Below are 24,068 nucleotides of genomic sequence, written 5' to 3' on the forward strand. Positions count from 1 at the left end.
GCTAGATCTCCCCGTATTCCTCCCTTGCGTCAAAGCAGGGGCAAGCCTTACGGATATAGGGGCTAAGTTGGTAATGTCCTAGGATGCGTGCCTCCGGGTAATCCCTTCGTAATTGCCGTAGCAGATCCATCAAGGTACAGCGCTGGGCGTAGGTCCGGGTATCGGCCGGACGGCCTTGTTCGTCGAGTCCTCCCTCGTAACATATACCGATACTTTTGTCGTTCCATCCGGCTGCGTGCGCCCCGATCTGGTTGACCGGTCGGCAACGATGTAGCTCCCCGTCCCGTGTGATATAGAAATGATAGCCGATATCGGCGAATCCCCGTGCCTTGTGCGATGAACGGAGCGCCTCCACAGGAAAATCCCTGTCATATCGTGTAGCCGAGCAATGAATTACAAGGAGGCGAACCTCCCTGTAATTCTGGTAGAAACAATAAGCCTTACCCATGATAATTGAAGATTGATAATTGAAAATTGAAAATTAGAGAATACAGGATTGGATGCCAAGTGCTCCCGCGATGGCGGTAGCTACGGCGATGATCACTTTGATAATAGTACTCCATACGGACTTTTTCATGATAATTAATAATTAATAGTGAATAATGAATAATGAATTGAATAATGATATCCCGGCTGATATAAGAGGAAAGCTTCGCTTTCCTTTGGACGGCCTCAGCGGACGGGCGTCAAGCGAAGAGACCGTAGCGAGCGTGAGGAGCATCCCTGTCTGAGCGAAGCGAGTTGGGATGCGACAGCGAGCGTAGGTCTCGAAGTAGCCCGTCAGCGTCAGCCTTGACCTTTTGGTTACTTTTGGGTCAAGCCAAAAGTGACATACCGATTTGGGTCAAGCCAAAAGTGACACGTTAGATCTCATCAGGCGACTCCGAATCCCCACCCCCAGCAGCCGGCTTCTTCGAGATATCCACGGTAGTCTCCCCAGCCTTCTCCGCACGGAGCACCGCTTGCTGAGCCTTGCGAGTAGCCACAGGTTGGAACTCCAGCCCGGCGAAGACATTCTTCAAGTCCTCGCCCGGTATATACTGGATACTAACCCCGGTGATGTTTGTAGATGTGAATTTCTCAAGACTCTCCGCACCCTCGTTGAGGATATGGAGCCGGAATTTACCCAGTTCGCCGAAATCCACCTGTTTCCCCTCTTGGAGGGCATCGAGCAGGTTCTCGACAGTGGAGATCAATACCGCCACCACATCCGCCCGGCTGACGGTGGTTTGCATGGATACCCGGCGGCTCAGCTGCTTGAGCGATAGCTCACCATTGATCTGTGCCGTGGCGTACGCTTTCGCCGGCTCGTCTTTCTTGATAGGGTTGGTCCGAAGGGACACGCTGTAATTTAAAGCCATAGATTTGATAATTAAAAATTGATAATTGAAAATTGAAAATGAAATCGATTTGTTTTCGATAACGAATGTACGACATTCGGTTTCCTCTGAAATGAATACCGCTGACAGTGGATGAATAAGGGAGATAAAAGAGGAGATATGCTGAAAAATAAACATCCGTATAGTTGTTCGTGTCGTATGTTTTAAGTATCTTTATACCAATAAGATAAATCTTAAAAATGCGAACGATATGCGAACAGGATATACACAAATCGACGAGTGGCCCGTGCGGCCCTATTCCAAGCGGGAGCTGGCCATGGCCTACGCCCCCGAGATCAGCCCCGTCTCGGCCCTGAACCGGCTGGCGGAATGGATGCGGTATAACGATCGTCTGACCCGGGAGCTTGGTGATACGGGCTACCGCTCGAGGCAACGGGTCTTCACCTCCCTGCAAGTGGAGCTGATCTTCCGTTACTTGGGTCGTCCTTGAGAGGAGACACCGCCACCCGTCGGTATAGGCGAGCGGCGATGCCGGTACTGGCATCAGACAACGCCAGTACTGGCGTAGGGCTGCGACGGTAGTGCTTACGGGCAATGACAGTAGTGGCATTTCCTTCATTCCTTCATTCCTTCGGGCGTCCCTCACGCACACACACGTGCGAGGAGAAAGCGTACTCGCCCCGTGCGGTCTTGATCAGTGTTCCCTTCTCCAGCATCCGTTTGAGGGAGGAGTCGAGTGTTTTCTCGGGTATGCCGTTCTTCGCTGCCTCCTCCACGGCCTGCCGACGGCAGAACATCATTGGGAAGGCATTGAATAAAGCCTGTTCAGGAGAGGTCTGGACAGGGATGGCCTCGGAGGTAGGCAGGAAGCCCAGCACGTAGCTCGAATGGCGGTAAAGAGGCTCTATGAGCGTGAGTACGGCTTGGAAATCCTCGTCGGTGACCCGCAGGTCCAGCTTGGGGACGATACCATCCTTGATATTCTCGATGGGTATCTCCGGGGCGGGGGAGAGACCGGGGGAATTGAAAATGGAAAATTGAGAATTGAAAATTTTTTGTTGGGGAGGGAGGAATTTCTCCAAGGCTCTCAACAGGGCTACTATACTCAGGATCCGGCAGGTATTGATGGCGATACGGGCGACGGCGCTTCGCATGGAACCTCCATAGGCGTAACCGGCGTGGGAGAATAACTGGGCGAACCGTTGGTTGAACAGCTCTTTCTGTTTCTCGGATAGCCTTAGCTGGATCGTTTGGACCGATCCGTTGATCAGGTCCAGTACCTGTTTCCATTGTGTTCCCCATGTGGCGAAGCGTAGGCCGTAATCCTCGCTTTCCGAATCGAATTGGTCCATCCACTCATCGATAGGTGGCATGAAATAGAATAACTGGCGAGAGAACAGGCCGTTCTCCGCCGAGGGGATTAGCGGCTTTACTTGCGCCGGGGTTCCACTTAGCAATACGCTGAGATAAGACTCATCGCATTCCCGGTACTCATGATTAGTACGCCGGTTGAAGGCCAGTCGCTCATGGTCGTGGCATTTACGCAAGGTATCGCTCCAATGGCCGTGATCCGCTCCGATGGCGGTACTCACGGTATCAGCCTCGGTCTCGCAGATCAGCCCCACGCCGTCGGCCTCTATGAGGTTCTCTAAGATACCGGTACCCGAGTTATCGCCGGCTATGAGGAACATCTTGAGGGGCGGTTGTTCCGGCTCGGGCGTCTCGGAGCGTTTCTTGCCGAGTGAGTCCCATCGGTTCTTTTCCTCCCGATAATTCTTTAGGCTGTCTTTGTAGCGGGCCATCATCTCCTCGTGAATAGGTTCAGCTAGGCGCCTGACCCATGTCAAGGCTCCTTTTCCGGAGGCGGGAGGCGCTACGATGAAGGTTTGTAGGCATGGATACATGTATTTTTGTCCGTATAACACCCGTACCCGCTTGTTCAAGGTGCCCCCGAGTACGGTGAATACTCCCAGCAGGAGTATGTCACGCTGGGCGATGGAGTTCCCGCAATCGATCATCTGCTTGATGAACGGGGGCCACGGATAATTCGGGAAAGCGGGTGGCAAGTCCTCACGTGCGTACGTATGTGCGTGTGTGGGTGTGAGAGGGGCTTGAAGGTTTGAAGGATTCTTGTTCTCCCTCGGGTATTGGCGGAAGGTGTCGGCCAGTTGCTTGTCCGTTTTTACGCCGGCAATCTCGGCCCAGTGGAAGACGGAGCCTAATCCGTTGCGCCCGTTGCCCGCTTTGAGGGCGTGGTCGTATAGCTTGTCCGCTTCTTCGTAGACGTATTTCTCGGACAGGCGGCAGATGCGATGAAAGAACGTCCTTCCCGCTTCCCCGCAATCGTTGGCGGTGGCGAAGGCGATCGGCATATACTCTTGGTAAGTGGGAGCGATGTTCGCCCCTTGGTGTTCGATGGCGGCGACAAGCCGCTCTAAATCTGATAATGGGTTCATTTGATTTATAAGTTATAATTTATGATTTAAACTGTCAACAGTCACTTGTCAACTATCAACTCTCCCGCAGCTTAGCGGAGGGATCATGGCAGAGGAAACACGCCCGTGAGAGATCGGCGTTTGAGGCATCCGCATTCAATCCGTATTTCCATTTCAGGTATTCCCATGCCGATAGCCGTGCCTTATCAAAAGATTCCTCTATGGAAGCCTTGGGTGAGAGCCGGTAGGGGACGAGCAGTTTCACGCCTGTGGTGCTTGGGCTGACGAAAGCTAGGTCCGGTCTCAGTTTATTATCGGCGAACAAGGTGTCTCGCCAGTGGAGGGTTTCCTCCGGCGAGGGGAGATGGTCGATATCGATGACAAACTCTCCGGAAAGGAATAACAGGCGGTCTTCCTTGCGATAGGAGAAGACCCCGGCCGGTGTGACGTATGGCAGTAAGTTTTGCTTCAGTTTGCGGAACCGTTTCTCGTCGCTCAAAGCGTCCTGTACGCTGAGCGTTCGTTCTTTCAGCCACTCGTTGGAGGTGATATAGGTATGCAACTGTTTGACACTGGTCACGCCGCTCGGCACTTGATTGGAGATGGGGGCGTTGAAAAAGGACATGATACATTCTTTCATTAACTCGTTTGATTTAAAGTTTAGGCTGGTAAAGGAAAGGTAAAAGAGTGAGAAAAAACGGTCCGGTAAGTTATTTGCACCTATCGGTAAGTTATTTGCGCATAAAAGTAATTCGGTGACAGGAAAAAGAAGAAGATATGAGTGAAGAGAAAGCGAGCCCGTGTGTGCTGCACATCCATGGCGAGAACATACAGGTGCTGCCCAATGCCATGTTTGCCATTCAATATATTTGCTTGGACCCGGGAGAAAAGCCGGAGGTCGTTTCGGAAAAAGACGTGAGGCCGGATCCGGAGCCGTGTGATTTATTAGCCTCCTATATCCAAGACGAGGAGGTGCGTCACGACTTCGTGAAGCGAATCGCCCAATGCCCGGATGTGGCCACCCTCTGCCAAACGGTGCTGACCGACCTTTTCAACGAGGTCTTTTGCGACTGCGTGGAACCGGCCAAACTTATCAAGAGCAAGGAATTCATCAACGCCATCATCCCCCTGCTCCCCTTCAAGCAAGGCAAGAGCTTGCGCAATATCCGGCGGGCGATCGTGAAGTATGTGCTGGGGGAAGGGTAGGTGTTTTGGTTTATGAATGATTGCATAATTGGATATTTATTTGTTTCTTTGTCAATATTCTATTTTCTTATGAAGTCGAGACAAGAGATCCTAGCGTTATTAAGAGACTTCAAGGTTCGTAAAGGCAAAAAGTACGGAATCTTGAAAATGGGTATCTTTGGCTCTGTAGCTCGTGATCAACAGACGGAAAGCAGTGATGTGGACATTTATTACGAGGGTGAGGCGCAAGGGCTTTTCTCTCTCTCCCATTTGAAAAATGAATTGGAAGAATTGTTGGGAAGCCCGGTGGATATCATCCGTCTTAGAGACCGGATGAATCAGTTGCTTCGTAAACGAATCGAGAGGGAGGGAATCTATGTTTGATACGGAGTTGGCCTTGGATACCTTGTCGCAGATAAAGGATACTCTTTCAATGATAATGGCAAGAACTTCGCATATTCATAAGGTTGATGATTTTTATATGAATGAGTCTGGTATGATTCTATTGGATAGTGTTTGTATGAAACTTGTCGCTGTAGGTGAGGCAATCAAAAATCTAGACAAAATAACGAATAAGGAATTACTTCTTAAATATCCGGCTGTAAACTGGAAGGATATTAAAGGGATGAGAGATATCATTGTCCATCATTATTTTGATATTGACGCAAGCGTGATACTTTATAGTCTTCAAAAGGAGGTTCCGGATTTGTACTCCACTATTTGTGTTATGCTGAGGGATTTGTCTCGGTGACTTATCACGATAAATATAGTTTAAACTCATTTTAAATCAAGACACTCGTTTTTTGCCCTACTGGTTTACCGGCGGGATGGGAGTGGTTTGTGTACTTGTCTTTATTCCTAGTAAATCAGAGAATAATAAGCGGATAGCTAAGAATACGCTGTTCCTCTACGTGCGTATGCTCTTTATCATGGAGAGCAATTTTTGTATTAAACACAATTCTTTGTAGCAATGGTAACAGACTCACGAACTTCGAAAAGTATAAAAAATAGTTTGGTAGCCTTGGCTTTTTATTTTATTAATCTGGTTCTTCAATTTTTCTCCCGTAAGGTATTCTTGGATTATCTTGGGGCAGAGATCTTGGGACTGAATACTACGGCTACCAATTTGCTTCAGTTCTTGAACCTTGCGGAATTAGGAATAGGATCAGCCATTGCTTGTACATTATATAAGCCTTTATTAGAGAAGGATACGGTTGCTATCAATGAGATTGTTTCCTTGCAAGGCTGGTTGTATCGGCGTATCGCATGGATCGTGATAGTGGGAAGTCTCGTGTTGATGGCGTTTTTCCCTTGGATCTTCGCTAAGATGCCGTTACCCTTATGGTATGCGTATGCTTCTTTCGGAGTGCTGCTAGTTAGTGCATTGCTGAGTTATTTTGTTAATTATAAGCAGATCGTTTTATCCGCTGACCAGAAAGAGTATAAGATCCAGTATAGCTATAAGGCCTCGATGTTGATTAAAACCCTTTGTCAGATATTGGCGATTCGATATTTGAGAGACGGTTATGTATGGTGGTTGGTATTGGAGATTGTGTTTGCGATCGTAGCTTCGTTGGTGTTAAATAGAATGGTCCGGCAGACTTATCCATTTCTAGAAACTAAATTAGGACGAGGTCGGGAATTATCGAGAAAGTATCCAGCTATTATTAAGAAAGTTAAGCAATTGTTTTTTCATAAGATCGGTAGCTTTGCTTTGACACAAACTAGCCCGATCATTATTTACGCCTACACTACACTAACTGTAGTGGCGTTATATGGCAATTACATGTTGGTTATCCTTGGGATTCAAACTTTGATGACTGCCATTTTTAATAGCATGAACGCAGGAATTGGGAATTTAGTGGCAGAGGGAAATCGTAAACAGATTATGTCGGTGTTTGAGGAATTATTCTCAGTTCGTTTTCTATTCACTTGTATAATGTGTTTTGGAGTGTTTATGTTGACTCCTTTATTTATAATACTTTGGGTGGGTAATGAATATGTGATGGATACCATGACATTGCTATTGATGACTGTTACTTTGTTTATTCAATTAAACCGTACGACCGTGGATGCTTATATCAATGCTTATGGTTTGTTTGGTGATATTTTTGCTCCAGTTACGGAGGCTTCTATCAATATCTGTTTGTCTGTGTTATTAGGATATTTTTGGGGGTTAAATGGTGTATTGTTGGGTGTGTTGATAAGTTTATTTCTTGTTGTTTTTTGTTGGAAACCTTATTATTTGTTTCGAAAAGCTTTGAAACAACGATTGAAATTGTATATAATTATGTACGTTAAGCATTTAAGTGTTGCAATTGTTAGTATAATACTTATTTATTTTGTATTGAAATTTGTCCCAATGCACTCATTTGAAAGTGCTTTATCTTCTTTTGTATATGGAGTGTTTATTACGATTTTGTATACACTCATTCTTTTATCTATGTTTTATTTTTTAGGACTTGGTTTGAATCGCTTTATTCGAAGAATTCAAAGTATGATGAATGGGAGAAAATAGTATAGTGATATATAGGTTGTATGATACATTAAAAAGTTAGCTAAGATAGGCTGTATGGTTTATAATATTCAAAGTAAAAAATGTTTAATAAATATAACAAATGACACCTGTAATTTCTATTATTGTTGCTGTTTACAAAGCGGAATCCTGCTTGCGGCGTTGTGTAGACAGCCTGCTAGCACAGACTTTTCAAGACTATGAAATATTGCTGGTAGATGATGGGAGTCCCGATCGTTCCGGAGAAATTTGCGACGAGTATGCCCGGAAGGACAATCGTGTCCGTGTATTCCATAAAGAGAATGGTGGAGTAGCGTCCGCTCGACAGTGTGGAATGAACAATGCAAGAGGCGAGTACGTGATACACGCTGACCCAGATGACTGGGTGGAACCGAATATGCTGGAGGAACTATACGGAAAGGCAAAAGAAGAAAATGCAGATATGATAATTTGTGATGTATGGCGGGATACTTCCAAGAAATCTACTTACGTGAAGCAACGGTTATTTATATTAGAGCATTGTGTGATGCTAAAAGATGTGTTCCAGCAGCTGCATGGCAGCTGCTGTAACAAGCTCGTTAAACGAGCTTGTTACAGCAAATATGATGTGAATTTTCCGGAAGGGTTGTCATATGGAGAAGATACTTATGTCAGTGTATGCCTGTTGGCACATCCTATAAAGATGGCATATGTACCAAAAGCATTTTATCATTATGTCCAAAATGTAAATTACAGCTCGTTAACACGTCGTCCTGTGAAAATTTTGGTAGAGCAATGTGAAAAACTCTGCGATTTACTTCGTTGCAAATTATCAGAGAATCAATTTAAAGAAATTTATCCTGCTTTACGATATAGGCAAGCATGTGTTATCCTAACATCTGCAGGAGAAAACCCATACATCGTAACATTTAAAAAAGATTTTGAAGGTGTGAGAAAAGCTATTCTTCATCAAAACTTCTCTTTTAAGAGGAAGACTCTTTTTTGGATAGCATTCTATATATCACCTTATATTGCACATTTTTTTTATACTTTTTGTCGTTAACTATTGTTGAATCTTATCATAAACAGTTAGCAATTTTATTAGTTTTATGTCTGATGTCTCAAGAATAGATACATATGGTGCAAAGCTGGTTTTACTGCCATATATGTTGGCAATAATTGGCAGTTGTTTGTATACCATTATATTGGGAGTGTATAACGGGGATTTCATACAACGTGATGTGTTATTTCCGTTACCTGCTTTGTTGGTTATAGCTGTATTGACTATCATTCCTTATATAGGTATATATGGATTGTATAAACGGTATAGGTCTAAAGAGACAGAAAATGTACCCGATAAGTTCAAGGTTGCGATAATTCGCAATATTACATGGCTTTTATTGTTGGTTCATATAGGTCTACTCTTTACTGGATATGGCCAAATGGGAACTTCGATAGAAATAGACGGCGGATTTTTTTCTTATATCCGTTCGGCTTTCTTCAAGTTGATGGTACGTCCATGGGTTATTGCTTATTTGCTGATTTCCAATAGCCGTAAAAATCTTGCTGTAACTGTTCTTTTGTTTTCTATTCACACGATTCTTGCTCATTCTTTAGGAGGGTTCTTTATTCTATTACTCATCTTATTGTTTAGGCAAGGCAAGAAGGTGAAATCTTTTGTGAAGCGAAATTTCTTGTTTGTATTAGCGATACTCTATTTGGTTCCGATTGTTGTCTCTTCCGCTTATAATGTTCGTGCACAATTAAGGGGACAAGGAGGGATGAGTGAAACTTCAAACATGGATATAATGGTTGGGAAATTATGTGGACGAATAAGTAGTTTTTCCAACAGTGCCTATATTTTACAGAACTCGTCACAAAATGTTTATGATTTGGAATTAATCCCCGATTTTTTTTACTTTTATGATACATTACATTATTGGGGATACAGACCTGAGTTTAAGAGTACTGGATTCTATGTGGAAGAGCAAATAAAGCATTCAAAATTAGAAAACAGTTCAACTATGCCTGGTGTCATAGGGGTTTTAATAATGTCATATGTTAAATCTCCTTACATATTTCTTTTTAACCTGTTTCTGATGACTTTTCTTCTTATTATAATATTTAATCTAACAAAGAGGATAGGATTTCCAAATGCTTCTGGAATTGCTTATATTTTAACAATAGAGTTTGCTACAAGTGGAGATATTTCAGCTCTTTCTAATACTATATATACCCTGCTGATAATATGGTTTACATTGTCTATATCAAACATAATAATATGGAAATGAAAAAGAAAAAGAAAAAGAAAGTACTTGTGTTATATCCATCGGGGAATTATCTATATCCTACGACAGGAGGAGAGTTATATGATTCTTATCTTTTTAAAAGAATACTTTTTTCAGGACAGATAGATATGTCCTTTTTTACAAAGGATCATACTAGACGCATTAATAAGTGGTTGTTGCCTGCATACATACTCTGGTCGTGTAGGAGAATCGGTTCATACGATGCTGTATTCTTAAATAGCGGTTGGTTTGCTCAATCTATTTGGCTGCTTTATTTTTTCAGAATATTTTATCCTAAGTTGAAAGTCTATGTTATTCATCATCATTTTCGGTACCAAGAAATGTCTGGAATAAAAAGACAATTACAGTACATGTTGGAATGGCTGGGATTGGGTGTGTCTTTCGCTATTATAACTCCCAATCCATATACGCATTCCTTGATAAAGCAGATGAGACCAGATAGTCGTACTGTTTTTCTCGAAAAGGCATTCAAGAAAGATGTTCCAACATGTTCTTGCTATGTGTTGAAACAGTTATTATTTGTAGGTACTGTATATCAACGGAAAGGACTTTTATATTTACTGGAGGCAATAGGACAGATGTCTGAAAAGGAAAGATCTGGTATTCATTTGGATATTGTGGGGGATCTTTCTCAAAAAAAATACTATAAATGTCTGTTGTCTTTGGTTCACTTATATGGGCTGGAGGATATTGTAACTTTTGTAGGGCGTATATCAGATGAAGAATTGAGGTCATATTATTCTCGAGCATATTGTTTTGTATTTCCATCTTTACTGGAAGGTTATGGTATGGTATTAATTGAGGCTATGTCTTACGGACTACCGGTTATAGCGTTTGATAATTCAGCTATACCTTTTACAGTAAAAAATGATAGGAATGGCATATTAGTGAGGAATAAAAGCATATTGGATCTAAAAAAAGCCATTTTGAAACTGTGTGTAGATACAGATTACCATCGGAAATTGTGTGATGGTGCTCTAGATACTTATCGCAATGCTCGTTCTCTTTCTGATTTGGATATAGATATAGAAAATTTTGTAATAAATGAACTAATAAACTAAATCAATATGGAAGTAATGTTGGAGTATTAAATTTATTATAGTATAATGGTTATTGTGAAATTATAAGGCAATTATGCATGAAATTTTATTGGCGTATGTTTTTGAGAAAAACTTTAAAAATTGCATGAGAAGTCAGAATTTTATTATCGATAAAATTATATTGGATACCTGCTAATATTAAAATTATAATTGATTTTTAATAGAATTTAGTTTAGGGCATAGTAAAGTGCTCTTTAAAAAGGGTGTTACTTAATTTAGTACTAACGTAAAAGTGTCTTTAAAAAGAGGTGTTATCTAAATTGAATATTAACAAATAAGTGATGATTTGAATTTATTAGAACGGAATTATGAAAATATGTTTCTTTTGTAAGATATCAGATAAGAGTAAGCTATTTATAGTCGAATTCTATAATCAGGATATTAAAATCTTAAAAAAAATAGATCCCAGTTTGACGATAGCTACTAAATATAGCGAAATAGATTGGAGTGCAGATGTAATTTTTGTTTGGTGGTGGACATATGCCTTTTTTCCTGTATTTGTTTCAAAGCTGTTGAGGAAAAAAGTTGTAATAACAGGAACTTTTAATTATAAGTGTCCAATGGTTGCTTCGGATTACTATAGAAGACCGTTATTAGAAAGGTTATTGATTAAATTTTCTATTAAATATGCAAATGAAAATATTCTAGTCTCAAGAAATGAGTATGAACAAATTTATAAAGATTGGAATCTTAAAAATATAGTATATTCTCCACATTGTATAGATACTGTAAAGTATTCAAGGGGAATGTATTGCAATAGAGGAAATGAATTGTTTACTATTTGTTGGACAGGAAAAGAAAATGTGAAACGAAAATGTTTGTATGAGATTATAGATTCGGTTGAATTATTGAAAGATAAGTTAGATATGCATCTTAATATTGCAGGACATAAAGGAGATGCTTTTGATGAAGTGAAGAAATATATATCAGAGAAAGGTTTAAATGCTTATATTAGTATTTTAGGTGAAATCTCAGAGAAGGAAAAATTGTGTTATTTGAAAAGCTGTCGTTTCTATTTACAACCTTCACGATATGAAGGGTTTGGGTTAGCTATTGCGGAAGCTATGAGTTGTGGGACTGTAGTCGTAACAACAGATGTTGGAGAAGTTCTAAATGTTGTTGGAAATGCAGGAATAATAATAAGGAATACATTACCGGAAACTATTGCTAATGTTATAGAGGATTATTGGAATAATGATTTAGAGAGTATTAGTATTGCGGCTCATAGTAGGATTGAAACATTATTTTCAATGGCAAGAAGAGAAAAAGATATAATGAATGTTGTGAAAAAGTATAAAGAATAATTATGAAACAGATTATTCAAGATATAAAATCAGGGCGAACTGTGCTTGAAGAAGTACCAGTTCCTCAAGTAAGAGCAGGTTATGTTCTAGTTAAAACGTCTCGTTCTTTAGTATCCTTGGGAACGGAGCGTATGCTCGTGGAGTTCGGAAAGGCGAACCTGATTGATAAGGCACGGCAACAACCGGATAAGGTGAAGCAAGTTTTGGACAAGATAAAGACGGATGGTTTGCAACCGACACTGGAGGCCGTGTTCAATAAGCTAGGGCAGCCTTTGCCTTTGGGATATTGCAATGTGGGCCGTGTGGTAGCTGTAGGGAAAGGTGTCGCGGAGTTCAAGGTGGACGATCGGGTGGTCTCGAACGGGAACCATGCGGAGTTTGTTTGCGTGCCGAAGAACTTGGTGGCGAAGGTGCCGGATGATATAACGGATGAGGAGGCGGCCTTTACGGTGATTGGCTCGATTGGCTTGCAAGGAATCCGCTTATTGAATCCTCAGTTGGGCGAGACGGTCGTGGTGGTCGGTCTGGGATTGATCGGTTTGGTGGCGGCGCAGTTGTTGAGAGCGAACGGCTGTAAGGTTATCGGGGTGGATTTTGACCAGCAGAAGGTGGATATGGCCGCCTCGAAGGGAATCGTGGCCGTTAATCCGGGCAAAGGTACGGATCCGGTAAGGTTCGTGGAGGATTATACGGGTGGTATCGGTGCGGATGGTGTCTTGATCACGGCCTCCACGCAAAGCCATGAGGTGATCCATCAAGCGAGTGAGATGTCCCGTAAGAGGGGACGGATCGTTTTGGTGGGTGTTGTCGGATTGAATATGCGAAGGGATGACTTCTATAAGAAGGAGTTGAGTTTTCAGGTATCTTGCTCGTATGGGGCCGGACGTTATGACGAGGAATATGAGAACAAGGGGCACGATTATCCGTTGGCTTATGTCCGCTGGACGGAAAAGCGTAATTTTGAGACGATACTCCACGCGATCTCTTCCGGATCGTTGGATGTCAAGTCGTTGATAACGGAAGAGGTGGACTTGGCCGATTATGAGGAGATTTACGGCGATATGCGTAAGAAAGGATCGATCGCTTCCATATTACGTTTTCCCGCTGATTCGAAGATGGAGTCAGTTGTCTCTATCGGCAGTAATGCCTTTGTGAGTGGAAATGGCAAGATCGGGATTATTGGGGCGGGTAATTATACCTCCGCCATGATCATACCTTGCTTGGCTAAGGCCCATGCTAGAATCAAGTATATAGCGAGCGCCCAAGGATTGTCCGCCAAGATATTGGCGAGGAAGGCGGGGGCGGAGAACGCCACGTCGGACTATCAAAATATATTGAAAGATCCGGAGGTGGATTTGGTGATGGTCACGACACGCCATAACCTGCATGCCCGGATGGTGATAGAGGCTTTACGGAATGGGAAAAGCGTATTCGTGGAGAAACCGTTATGCTTGAATGAGACGGAATTGGATGATATCATACGGGCTTATCAAGGGGCTCCTGAGGGCACGACCTTGACGGTTGGTTTTAACCGGCGTTTCTCTCCGTTCGCCGAGAAGATGAGGCGATTGCTAGGTGACGGACCTAAAAATATAGTGGCGACGATGAACGCCGGATTTATCCCGCGGGAAGTGTGGGTGCATGATCTTGAGATAGGTGGAGGGCGGATCATTGGAGAGGCTTGCCATTTTATCGATCTATGTTCCTTCTTGGCGGGCTCGGAGGTCGTGGCGGTCTGCATGAATGCGTTAGGCGAAAATCCGGAGGAGAATACGGATAATGCCAGCATATTGCTTCGTTACGCGAATGGGACGAACGCCGTGATCAATTACTTTGCGAACGGCTCGAAATCGTACGCCAAGGAACGTGTGGAGGTTTTCTCTCAGGAGAGGGTCTTGGTCTTGGATAACTGGCGTAAATTGACCGGGTATGGTTTTAAGGGTTTCTCATCGATGAAGGCCGGTATGGATAAAGGGCAAAAACGTCAATTTACGTTGTTGAATGAACGTATCCGGGAGGGCGGTGAGCCATTGATTCCATTTGAGAGTATATTGAATACGACGAAAGCTACTTTCGCTTGCATTACGAGCTTGAAAGAGAGATGTTGGGTGAATCTCTAAAATTATATATTTCTACTCTTCGTAACTTGAGATCTCGCCAAGTTCGTTATCAAGTCTGGTATAGGCTACGGGCATATATTAGGAAATACAGGAGCTTTCGGTATGTATTGTCATTACCGAGAGTGGGACATCCTTTGTCTTTTAAACTTTTCATCTCGAAATATACGGACTTGGATAGTGTTACGGGGCATTTCTCTTTCTTGGGTACGGAATCCGCTTTTCTAGGATGGAACGATGAGAGCTTTGGTAAGTTATGGTCCTATAATCTAAATTATATGGACTACCTTCATCAAGAAACTATATCTTTCGAACAGGCCGTTTGCTGGATCGATAAGTTTGTCGATGAAATAGAGGGGAATAGGAATGGTCTGGAACCTTATCCGATCGCTTTACGAGGCATCAATTGGATCAAGTTCCTGTCGAAATATCATCCTTATATTCTGGCTGAGAATAAACGAAAATGGGATTCCTCCTTGTATGCCCAATATCAGATTTTACTGGATAATCTGGAATATCATCTTTTAGGGAATCACTTATTGGAAGACGCTTTCTCCTTGTTATGGGCCGGGCTTTATTTTAAGGATGAGCCGATCTATCAAAAGGCGAAAGGCTTATTGTTGCGGGAACTGGAAGAGCAACTCCTTCCGGATGGCGCTCATTACGAGCAATCACCGATGTATCATTGTATATTATTGGATCGATTGCTGGATTGCTATAATGTCTCTGTAAATAATTTGCGGTTTATAGGGCAGGAAGGTTTGAATGAACGCTTACGAGAAAAAGCCGGTGGTATGTTGGGACATTTAGCCTCTGTCGTTTATAAAGATAATACGATACCTCTCCTGAATGATTCCGCTGAGGGAATCGCGCCTTCTCCGACTCAATTGTTTGCATACGCTAAGCGATTGGATATGGACTGGGAAAAGCTTCCGATGGGAGCGTGTGGCTATCGAAAATTGATGGCGGGCCATTGGGAGGCTATCGTGGATGTTGGAGACATAAGGGCCTCTTACCAACCCGGCCATTCGCATGCGGATACGTTCAATTATGAGTTGCGGATAGGGGGTAAGCCTTTCGTTATGGATACCGGAATTTCTACGTATGAAAAGACAGCCCGTAGGCAATACGAGCGTGGCACGGCGGCCCATAATACGGTGGTGCTAGGGGATAAGAACTCTAGCGAGGTATGGGGAGGCTTTCGTGTGGGGAGGCGGGCAAGGGTGACGCTTCTTAAAGATTCTCCGAATGAGGTAGAGGCTTGGCATGATGGTTTTGGCTCATTGGGTAGGCATCTGCGAAAATTTACGATTGATAAGGATCGTTTTAGGATAGAGGATTCTGTCTCAACAGCCGTGAAAGCCGTAAGCTTGATCCATCTGGCTCCGGATGTGGAGATCATATCTTGTTCACGAAATGAGATAGTGACGAGTATCGCGGCGATAAGAGTGGCCGGCGCATCCTCTGTCGAGATTGTAGATGACCAAGTGTCATTTACGTATAACCGTTTTCACCTATCTAAGACAATTCGTATTCATTTTGTGAAGAGACTTTCTTATACAATCGGTTGATCGTTATTGGACCATTCTTGATCTGCCTAATATCTTACTTAAAAAATAACACATATTTCTTATGAAAGCATGTTTCATGGGGTTGGGCTATATTGGCCTGCCCACGGCTATTATTGCCGCAAAGCACGGGGTGGAGATCGCCGGCGTGGATATTAACGCTCAAGTGGTGGAGGTTACCAACCAGGGGAAATTGCATATCATCGAGCCGGGTATGGAGGAGATGTTGCGGGAGGTACTGGCCTCCGGACATTTCAAGGCGTACACCGAGCCTCGGGTGAGCGACGCTTATTTCATGGTGGTACCCACTCCTTTCAAGGGGGATCATGAGCCGGACGTATCGTTCGTTGAGTCGGCTACCCGTATGGTGCTTCCTTTGTTGAAGGAGGGGGATTTGTACGTGATCGAGTCTACCTCGCCAGTGGGAACGACCGAACGGATGGCTAGGTTGATTTTCTCGGAGCGGCCGGAACTGGAGGGCAAGATCTATATCGCTTATTGCCCGGAGCGGGTGCTTCCGGGTAACGTGATCCATGAGTTGGTGCATAACGACCGGGTCATCGGCGGCATGGACGAGGCCTCTACCCGTAAGGCGATGGAGTTCTACGGCCAGTTCGTGAAGGGTACGCTTCACCCAACGAATAGCAAGACGGCCGAGATGTGTAAATTGACCGAGAACTCAAGCCGGGACGTGCAGATCGCTTTCGCCAATGAGCTGTCGTTTATCTGCGATAAAGCGGGAATTAATGTGTGGGAGCTGATCGATTTGGCGAACAGGCATCCCCGTGTGAATATCTTACAGCCGGGTTGCGGTGTTGGTGGTCATTGCATAGCGGTGGACCCTTATTTCATCACGGCGGAGTTTCCGATGGAGAGCCGTATGATCTCGACGGCCCGTGAGACGAATAATTACAAGGCTTTTTGGTGCGCTGAGAAAGTGAGGAACGCCATGCTACGGTTTGAGCTGAAGCATGGGCGTAAGCCGGCGGTGGCAATGATGGGCTTGGCTTTCAAGCCTGATATCGATGACTTGCGCGAGTCTCCGGCCAAGGGAATAACGACGAAGGTGTTGCAATCGTGCAACAACGCTGACATCATGGTGGTGGAGCCGAACGTTTCGGAGCATAAGCTGTTTAAGTTGACCCCTTATAAGGAGGCCTATGAGAAAGCCGACATCGTGGTTTTCTTGGTGAATCATAGGGAGTTTGCGGGGTTGAATTATCGGGATGACGTGGAGGTGCTGGACTTTTGCGGGACATTCAAGAAATAATCGTTCGCTAAATAGAAGAATACGCTGTAATGAGGAAAATAATGTTAGTCTTCGGGACCCGTCCCGAGGCGATCAAGATGGCTCCGCTGGTGAAGGAGTTCCAGAAACATCCGGAGTCGTTCGAGACCATCGTGTGCGTTACCGGACAGCATCGGGAGATGTTGGATCAAGTGTTAAAATTGTTCGAGATCACGCCGGATTATGATTTGAATATCATGAGGCAGGGTCAGGACTTATATGACGTGACCGCCCGTGTCCTTACCGGTATGCGTGACGTGTTGCGTGAGGCGACACCCGATGTCGTGCTGGTGCATGGGGATACCACCACGAGCACGGCGGCCGCCTTGGCCGCTTTCTACCAACAGATACCTGTAGGTCATATAGAGGCCGGCCTTCGTACCCACAACATCTATAGCCCATGGCCGGAGGAGATGAACCGGCAGATTACGGGGCGTATCGCCACGTATAATTTCGCACCCACGCGGTTGAGCAAGCAAAACTTGATGCGAGAGGACGTGAGTCCGGACTCAATCTTGGTTACCGGCAATACGGTGATAGACGCCTTACGGCGAGTGGTGCGTAAGATAAAGACGGACGCTGAGTTGGACAAGGAGCTGGAAGGCGTGCTTTTACGCTCCGGGTATGATGTGAACCGTCTGGTTGAGGGTAAGAGACTGGTGTTGATCACGGGTCATCGCCGGGAGAACTTTGGTGATGGATTCATCCATATGTGTACCGCTATCAAGGACTTGACCCGGAAGTATCCGGAGGTGGATTTTGTCTATCCTATGCACTTGAATCCCAATGTGCGCAAGCCGATTCATGAGGTATTCGGTGAGGATCTTTCTCATTTGGAGAATATGTTCTTCATTGAGCCATTGGAATATCTGTCATTTGTTTATCTGATGGAGAAATCTACGATAGTGCTGACCGATAGCGGCGGTATCCAAGAGGAGGCCCCCGGCTTGGGCAAACCCGTGTTGGTGATGCGTGATACGACCGAGCGTCCGGAGGCTCTCGCGGCAGGTACGGTGAAACTGGTCGGTACGGACTATGACAAGATCGTGAGCGAGGTCTCGGCGTTGCTTGATGATACGGCTTATTACGATGCGATGAGCAAGGCGGTCAATCCCTATGGCGATGGATTGGCTTGTGGAAGGATCGTGGAATTTTTGAACCGGAAGGAATGAGGGTCTTGATCGTTTCTCCCTCTTATCTTCCGGAGATCGGTGCGGCACCCTCACGCATTACGAACATGGCGGAGGGACTGTCCGGCTTAGGGATAAAGGTGGATGTGTTGACTTGCTTACCCAATTATCCCAAGGGACGTATCTTTGATGGATATAGGGGGGCTTTTTCCAAGACAGAGGATGTAAACGGGATAACGGTCTTCAGGTACTGGACGTATGCCTCGATCTCGAGGAGGCCGTTGGTCCGTCTTGCCAGTATGTGCTCTTTCGCCACGACCCTTTGGTGTTTCGCTCTCAAGCGTAAGCATATAAAATCTTATGATAAGGTGATCATCCAGCCCCCTCCTGTTTTGGCGGCGGCCTCGGCCATGTTGCTTTTTCGTTGTTGCTACCGGAAAAAGGTGGTACTGAACGTCTCAGACCTTTGGCCATTGTCGGCCGTGGAGCTGGGGGCCATGAAAGAGGGTGGCGTTTATCATAGGGTGATGGGGCGTATCGAGCGGTTCCTTTATCGTAAGGCCACGGCCTGTCAAGGGCAGAGTAAGGAGATCGTGGATTATATAAAACGGTATGAGCCGGGCAAGGCCTCGTTCTTGTATCGGAATTTGCAGCATCGTTTTGTTTTACCGAATCAACCCCCTTCTTCTCGAAAGCCTTTCAGGATCGTCTATGCCGGTTTACTGGGCGTGGCGCAGAATATATTGGAGTTGATAGAGTGTGTCGATTTTAAAGGGATGGGAGCGGAGCTTCATTTATTTGGAGGGGGCAATCAAGCCTTGGAGATAGAGGATTATGTGAGAACACATGATAGAGGTGTCTTTTATCATGGCTCTTTGCCCAAGGAACGGATGCGTGAGGAGCTTACACGTTACCATGCCTCCATTATCCCCTTGACGGTTCGTATAAGGGGGGCGGTACCTTCTAAATTATTTGATTTGCTACCGTTAGGCGTTCCTATCTTGTTTTGCGGAGGCGGCGAGGGCGAGGAGATTGTAAAGGAGAATCAGTTGGGCCTTGTCTCGGCCCCCGGAGATTATGAGCGACTTTCTAAAAATATACAAGCCATGAGCCACTTGCCGGATGAGGAGTATCGACAGCTAAAAGCGAACTGCTTAAGATTATCCCAGACGACTTTCTGTTTTGAAAGGCAACTGGAGGTGTACAAACGTTTTTTATCGGCTTTCTAATTTCAGGATGAAATCCCTTAAACATTTTGCAGGGATGCCCTGTTATAGATATAGTAGTGTGTTTTTCATGGTATTAGATTTTTAGATTAGTAATTAGGTTGTTCATTCAGTTCGGGAGAATAGGATGTTGGTTTCTAAATATGAGAGCCGGAAAGGTGAGAATGATTTCTCTCGTTTCCGGCTATTCTTTTTTATTTAAAACTCGTCATTGGCGTAAAGACTCAATAGGTTTTTCAGCTCATAATCGAATATCTCGTCATCCTTGAAGAAGCGTTTCAATTCGATCTCGGCTGTCTCCGGTGAGTCTGATGCGTGTACGATATTCTCTTGTACGCTCATACTATAATCTCCCCGTATCGTACCGGGAGCGGCGTTTCTACCATTGGTAGCGCCGGCCAAGGTTCTTACTACATGTATGGCATCTACCCCTTCCCAGCAACATACAATTACCGGGCATACACTCATTGCGTCCTTGATACGTTGGAAGAAAGGCTTTTCTTTCAGGTGGGCGTAGTGCTCACTCAAGATCTCGTCAGTTAGCCAAACCATCTTCATGCCGGCCAGACGGAGTCCCTTCTTCTCGAAACGGTTTACGATTTCACCGATCAGCCCTCGCTGAACGGTACAAGGCTTTAAAATAACCAATGTTTTTTCCATAAGATTTATATTAAAAGATTAAACAAATGTTTGATGTCTTGAATACATGTTAACCTTGCGGCGTTTTATGAATGATAGAGGAATAAAGGATGAAATGTTTTTTAGGATATTTCAAGTATATTTCTATCTTATTCCTCCGCAAGTTAATGGGAATAAACAAATAAACGAGCGATAAGTCTGCTAAACTAAACTAATTTAACATACGTTAATTATTGCTTGAGTTGTTAATCCTTCTGTATTCTTTTCCATTTCCGTGGAATTTCCGGATGAGTCTTGAGAAATTCCCTCAAGGTTTGCCGGTTTACTCCCAGTTTCTTGCTGATATATACTTTAGTCTTATGTTCTTTAATATACTGCAAGATCATCTCTTCCTTACCTTTTAGCTTACAGGCTTCCGGTCGCTCTCCTTTTGGACGGCCCAGTTTGGCACCTTGCACTTTTTTCCGAGCCAACGCTTCTTTCGTTCGTTGCGAAATCAGGTTGCGTTCAATTTCGGCGCTTAGGCTAAATGCGAATGCCAAGATTTTACTGTTAATGTTATTTCCGAGTTCGTAACCTTCCTTTACCGTAAATACAATGATGTCTCTTTCCATACATTGATGAAGGAAGCTCATAACTTGCATAAGATTACGTCCGAGACGTGACAGTTCCGTCGTGATCAGGATGTCGCCTTTACGTATTTGCTTTAATAATTTACCAAGTTGGCGATCGGCGATTACTTTTGTCCCGCTGATCGTCTCATCTACCCACCTGTCGATTCTCATGTTCCTCGATTTTGTGAATTTCTCAATCTCGAATCGCTGGTTTTCAGTAGTTTGTTTGTCTGTACTGACTCTTACATAACCGTATACCATATGTCCTATATTTAATTAAACAACAACCAAGATACTGGAAACGGATTGATTGATAGTGTGTTTTAGTAAAAACAAACTTTTTTATGGGTGTGTTAAAGAAGTTGAGTGGGTTTGAACTCCATACAAATTGTAATAAAAAGGGTTAATGGATATCCGTATAGAAAATTTAAGTTACTTTTGCTTTCGAAAAATAAGAAGGAGTCTTAGAATGATCATGGGTATGAAAAAGTTATTGTCTTTACCTCCAAATTTGGTTGATTGTTTCCATGCGATAGAGCATGTAAGTACAGAGGAATGGTTTTGCACCTCGGATCCGGTAGGTGCCCGCTTGGGATCCGGGGGAGGAACGACTTGGTTGTTGGAAGCCTCCCGGCGAAAAGAGGCCCCTGATGTATCCGTGGAGGAGTGGTTGGGACAGGAGAAGCGTATCTTGTTGCATGCCGGAGGGCAAAGCCGCCGTTTGCCCGGATATGCGCCATCCGGGAAAATATTGACTCCGATCCCTGTGTTTCGCTGGGCAAGAGGGCAGAGGTTATCCCAGAACTTATTGTCTTTGCAATTACCTCTTTATGAACGGATCATGAAAAAGGCGCCGGAATCGCTTCATACCTTGATCGCTAGCGGTGACGTATATATCCGTGCTAACCAGCCTTTGCAGGAGATTCCTGAGGTAGATGTGGTTTGTTACGGTTTATGGGTCGAGCCTTCGTTGGCCAAGAATCACGGGGTTTTTGTATCGAGCCGTAAGTCTCCGGACACTCTGGACTTCATGCTACAGAAGCCTTCGTTGGAAACTTTGGGGGAATTGGCGGGTAGTCATTTATTCTTGATGGATATCGGTATCTGGCTGCTAAGCGACAAGGCGGTGCGGTTATTAATGAAACATTCCTATACCGAGGATGGCAAGGCGATGAAGGCGTATGATTTATATGCTGAATTCGGGTTGGCCTTGGGGAAGAATCCACGTATCACGGACTCGGAGTTGAATCAGCTTTCAGTAGCGATTCTGCCGCTTCCGGGTGGAGAGTTCTATCATTATGGAACTAGCCGTGAGTTGATTTCCTCTACATTGGCGGTACAGAACTTAGTTAGGGATCAACGTGCGATCATGCAGCGTAAGGTGAAACCACATCCCGCCATGTTTGTGCAGAATGCGGTGTTACACCAGAAATTGACCGCTGAGAATTCGGAATTATGGATAGAGAATAGTTATATCGGTGAGAATTGGACGTTACGTGGGCAGCAAATTATAACGGGTGTTCCGGAGAATAATTGGAACTTATCCCTGCCGGAAGGTATCTGTGTAGATGTTGTCCCGGTAGGGGAAACCAATTGGGCGGCAAGGCCCTATGGTTTTAATGACTTGTTTAAAGGGGCCTTGTCTGATGTGTCTACCTTGTTTATGGGGAAACCTATCTTGACTTGGGCGATGGAGCGAGGTATCACCTTGGGAGGGAATGAGGATATACAAAACGCACCTTTGTTCCCTGTTTGCCAAACCGTGGATGAGCTGGGAAAAGTGCTGCGCTGGATGATTACGGAGCCGGATAGGGAAGAGGGAAAGCATATTTGGCTTTCCGCCCGAAAATTATCGGCGAATGATTTGTCCGATCAAGCGAATTTACGCCGTTTAGTAGCTCAGCGAGAAGTTTTCCGTAAAAAAGACTGGTCATTATTGGCCGCTAATCATGAGAAAAGTGTATTCTATCAATTGGATCTTTCGGATGCGGCGGAAAGCTTCGCCAAAGACAAGATTGTCTTACCGAAAGCCCTTCCCGAGGATAATCCGTTGATGAAAAGGATACATAATCATATGTTCCGTTCTCAGGTGATGAAGATCTCGGGGGTAGCGTATAAGGAGGAGGAGCAAAAGGCTTTCGCTTTGTTGCGGGAGGGGCTGGTCGGTTCCGTCCTCGGAAGTAAGCAGCAGCCGTGTTTGAATGTCTATCGGGACCAGATCGTATGGGGACGTAGTCCGGTACGTATCGATTTGGCAGGTGGGTGGACAGATACGCCGCCCTATTGCTTATATGCGGGTGGAAACGTGGTGAACGTGGCGATCGAGTTAAACGGGCAACCACCACTACAAGTCTATATCAAGCCTTCCGATACCCATAAGATTATCCTTCGCTCGATCGATCTGGGAGCGATGGAGGTTATCTCTTCATGGGATGAGCTTCGTGATTATAATAAGGTAGGATCGCCGTTTTCCATCCCGAAAGCGGCTTTGGCCTTAGCGGGATTTGTCCCGGAATTCTCGGCGGAGGCTTATGCTTCTTTGGATGTCCAGCTGGAAGCTTTTGGTAGCGGGCTGGAGATTACCTTGTTGGCGGCGATACCGGCGGGTTCCGGTTTAGGCACTAGCTCGATCCTCGCGGCTACCGTGCTGGGCGCTATCTCTGATTTTTGTGGCTTGGCTTGGGATAAGAATGAGATCGGAAACCGCACCTTGATTTTAGAACAATTGCTGACTACCGGCGGGGGATGGCAAGATCAATACGGTGGTGTATTGCACGGTTTGAAACTCTTGCAAACGAACGAGGGTTTTAATCAGAATCCTTTGGTACGTTGGCTGCCGGAATATTTGTTTACTGATCCGGAATACCGGCCTTGTCATCTTCTTTATTATACGGGAATTACTCGTACGGCGAAAGATATTTTGTCGGAAATCGTACGGGGTATGTTCTTGAATAGCGAGGCGCATTTAGGTCTTTTGTCCGAGATGAAAGCCCATGCGCTCGATATGTACGAGGCGATCCAATGCGGAGACTTCGTGACTTATGGTAAATTGGTCGGAAAGACTTGGGAGCAAAATAAGGCACTCGATTCCGGAACGAATCCGGCGGCGGTGGAAGCTATTATCTCCAAGATACAGGCTTATGCCTTGGGATATAAACTTCCGGGAGCAGGCGGTGGTGGTTACTTATATATCGTAGCGAAAGACCCGGGTGCGGCCCTGCAAATCCGAAAGATATTGACTCTTTCTCCACCCAATTCGAACGCCCGGTTCGTGGAGATGAGCTTGTCGAATAAGGGGCTTCAGATTAGTCGTTCGTAG

23 protein-coding genes are annotated in these 24,068 nt (G+C 44.7%); 16 read left to right on the top strand and 7 right to left on the bottom strand.

All coding sequences use genetic code 11. The features are described from left to right. Position 1: 1 nt before the first annotated feature. Together NBH07_RS14970 and NBH07_RS22635 are read right to left on the bottom strand one after the other, a co-directional pair. A complete protein-coding gene (locus tag NBH07_RS14970; protein WP_008778242.1) occupies positions 2-448 on the bottom strand; it encodes an N-acetylmuramoyl-L-alanine amidase in 447 nt (148 codons plus the stop codon). A gap of 33 nt (positions 449-481) precedes the next feature. Further along, positions 482-577, bottom strand: coding sequence for a smalltalk protein (locus tag NBH07_RS22635; protein WP_005855736.1), 96 nt, complete (start codon positions 575-577; stop codon positions 482-484). Between the two features lie 25 nt (positions 578-602). Here NBH07_RS22635 and NBH07_RS22490 point away from each other — a divergent pair, with 25 nt between their 5' ends. Continuing rightward, positions 603-731, top strand: coding sequence for a hypothetical protein (locus tag NBH07_RS22490; RefSeq protein ID WP_258882104.1), 129 nt, complete (start codon positions 603-605; stop codon positions 729-731). Between the two features lie 132 nt (positions 732-863). Here NBH07_RS22490 and NBH07_RS14980 read toward each other — a convergent pair whose 3' ends face one another. Continuing rightward, a complete protein-coding gene (locus tag NBH07_RS14980) occupies positions 864-1,361 on the bottom strand; it encodes an HU family DNA-binding protein (protein WP_005855743.1) in 498 nt (165 codons plus the stop codon). Between the two features lie 229 nt (positions 1,362-1,590). Between NBH07_RS14980 and NBH07_RS14985 the strand changes: the two genes are divergently transcribed. Then, on the top strand, positions 1,591-1,830 hold the full coding sequence (locus tag NBH07_RS14985; RefSeq protein ID WP_009017759.1) for a DUF4248 domain-containing protein: 240 nt from the start codon (positions 1,591-1,593) through the stop codon (positions 1,828-1,830). Between the two features lie 133 nt (positions 1,831-1,963). On the opposite strand, the gene NBH07_RS14990 is transcribed toward NBH07_RS14985, so the two are convergent. After that, entirely contained in the window at positions 1,964-3,796 is a 1,833-nt protein-coding gene (locus NBH07_RS14990; protein WP_009017760.1) for a DUF3987 domain-containing protein, read from the bottom strand. A 55-nt stretch (positions 3,797-3,851) separates the two neighbouring features. Further along, positions 3,852-4,415, bottom strand: coding sequence for a BT4734/BF3469 family protein (locus NBH07_RS14995; RefSeq protein ID WP_005855750.1), 564 nt, complete (start codon positions 4,413-4,415; stop codon positions 3,852-3,854). A 137-nt stretch (positions 4,416-4,552) separates the two neighbouring features. Here NBH07_RS14995 and NBH07_RS15000 point away from each other — a divergent pair, with 137 nt between their 5' ends. From NBH07_RS15000 to NBH07_RS15060, 13 genes are all read left to right on the top strand, one after another. Next, positions 4,553-4,981: a hypothetical protein gene (locus NBH07_RS15000; RefSeq protein WP_005855752.1), complete on the top strand. Its 429-nt coding sequence runs from the start codon at positions 4,553-4,555 to the stop codon at positions 4,979-4,981. A 69-nt stretch (positions 4,982-5,050) separates the two neighbouring features. After that, positions 5,051-5,344: a nucleotidyltransferase family protein gene (locus NBH07_RS15005; protein ID WP_005855753.1), complete on the top strand. Its 294-nt coding sequence runs from the start codon at positions 5,051-5,053 to the stop codon at positions 5,342-5,344. Beyond that, the gene (locus NBH07_RS15010; RefSeq protein WP_005855755.1) at positions 5,337-5,711 is read left to right on the top strand and encodes a HepT-like ribonuclease domain-containing protein; all 375 of its coding nucleotides are present in this window, start codon (positions 5,337-5,339) and stop codon (positions 5,709-5,711) included. Before NBH07_RS15005 ends, NBH07_RS15010 begins: the two co-directional genes overlap by 8 nt. Before the next feature lie 219 nt (positions 5,712-5,930). After that, complete coding sequence (locus tag NBH07_RS15015) at positions 5,931-7,478, top strand: lipopolysaccharide biosynthesis protein (protein ID WP_009017762.1); 1,548 nt, start codon at positions 5,931-5,933, stop codon at positions 7,476-7,478. 100 nt (positions 7,479-7,578) lie between these two features. Further along, positions 7,579-8,517 carry a glycosyltransferase family 2 protein gene (locus NBH07_RS15020; RefSeq protein ID WP_008780270.1) on the top strand — a complete coding sequence of 313 codons (939 nt, stop codon included), beginning with the start codon at positions 7,579-7,581 and terminating at the stop codon, positions 8,515-8,517. Positions 8,518-8,563: 46 nt separating this feature from the next. Beyond that, positions 8,564-9,745, top strand: a complete 1,182-nt coding sequence (gene wzy, locus NBH07_RS15025; protein WP_005855761.1) for an oligosaccharide repeat unit polymerase — start codon at positions 8,564-8,566, stop codon at positions 9,743-9,745. Continuing rightward, positions 9,742-10,824, top strand: a complete 1,083-nt coding sequence (locus NBH07_RS15030; RefSeq protein ID WP_039848709.1) for a glycosyltransferase family 4 protein — start codon at positions 9,742-9,744, stop codon at positions 10,822-10,824. The genes wzy and NBH07_RS15030 overlap by 4 nt, the downstream gene beginning before the upstream one ends. A 449-nt stretch (positions 10,825-11,273) precedes the next feature. Beyond that, complete coding sequence (locus NBH07_RS15035) at positions 11,274-12,167, top strand: glycosyltransferase family 4 protein (RefSeq protein WP_232284111.1); 894 nt, start codon at positions 11,274-11,276, stop codon at positions 12,165-12,167. A 2-nt stretch (positions 12,168-12,169) separates the two neighbouring features. Further along, positions 12,170-14,287, top strand: coding sequence for a bi-domain-containing oxidoreductase (locus NBH07_RS15040; RefSeq protein WP_009017766.1), 2,118 nt, complete (start codon positions 12,170-12,172; stop codon positions 14,285-14,287). Further along, entirely contained in the window at positions 14,269-15,855 is a 1,587-nt protein-coding gene (locus tag NBH07_RS15045; protein WP_009017767.1) for an alginate lyase family protein, read from the top strand. The genes NBH07_RS15040 and NBH07_RS15045 overlap by 19 nt, the downstream gene beginning before the upstream one ends. Positions 15,856-15,916: 61 nt before the next feature. After that, positions 15,917-17,122, top strand: coding sequence for a UDP-N-acetyl-D-mannosamine dehydrogenase (gene wecC / locus NBH07_RS15050; protein WP_204147689.1), 1,206 nt, complete (start codon positions 15,917-15,919; stop codon positions 17,120-17,122). 29 nt (positions 17,123-17,151) lie between these two features. Continuing rightward, complete coding sequence (gene wecB / locus NBH07_RS15055; RefSeq protein ID WP_036628675.1) at positions 17,152-18,312, top strand: non-hydrolyzing UDP-N-acetylglucosamine 2-epimerase; 1,161 nt, start codon at positions 17,152-17,154, stop codon at positions 18,310-18,312. Next, positions 18,309-19,499: a glycosyltransferase family 4 protein gene (locus NBH07_RS15060; protein ID WP_009017770.1), complete on the top strand. Its 1,191-nt coding sequence runs from the start codon at positions 18,309-18,311 to the stop codon at positions 19,497-19,499. Before wecB ends, NBH07_RS15060 begins: the two co-directional genes overlap by 4 nt. 195 nt (positions 19,500-19,694) lie before the next feature. On the opposite strand, the gene ndk is transcribed toward NBH07_RS15060, so the two are convergent. Next, positions 19,695-20,156: a nucleoside-diphosphate kinase gene (gene ndk / locus NBH07_RS15065; RefSeq protein ID WP_005855787.1), complete on the bottom strand. Its 462-nt coding sequence runs from the start codon at positions 20,154-20,156 to the stop codon at positions 19,695-19,697. A 224-nt stretch (positions 20,157-20,380) separates the two neighbouring features. Continuing rightward, complete coding sequence (locus NBH07_RS15070) at positions 20,381-21,010, bottom strand: master DNA invertase Mpi family serine-type recombinase (protein ID WP_005855789.1); 630 nt, start codon at positions 21,008-21,010, stop codon at positions 20,381-20,383. A gap of 145 nt (positions 21,011-21,155) precedes the next feature. Here NBH07_RS15070 and NBH07_RS15075 point away from each other — a divergent pair, with 145 nt between their 5' ends. Further along, positions 21,156-24,068, top strand: coding sequence for a bifunctional fucokinase/fucose-1-phosphate guanylyltransferase (locus NBH07_RS15075; RefSeq protein WP_005855791.1), 2,913 nt, complete (start codon positions 21,156-21,158; stop codon positions 24,066-24,068).

Source organism: Parabacteroides sp. B2-S-102, assembly GCF_023656665.1.
GTDB classification, from domain to species: domain Bacteria; phylum Bacteroidota; class Bacteroidia; order Bacteroidales; family Tannerellaceae; genus Parabacteroides; species Parabacteroides distasonis.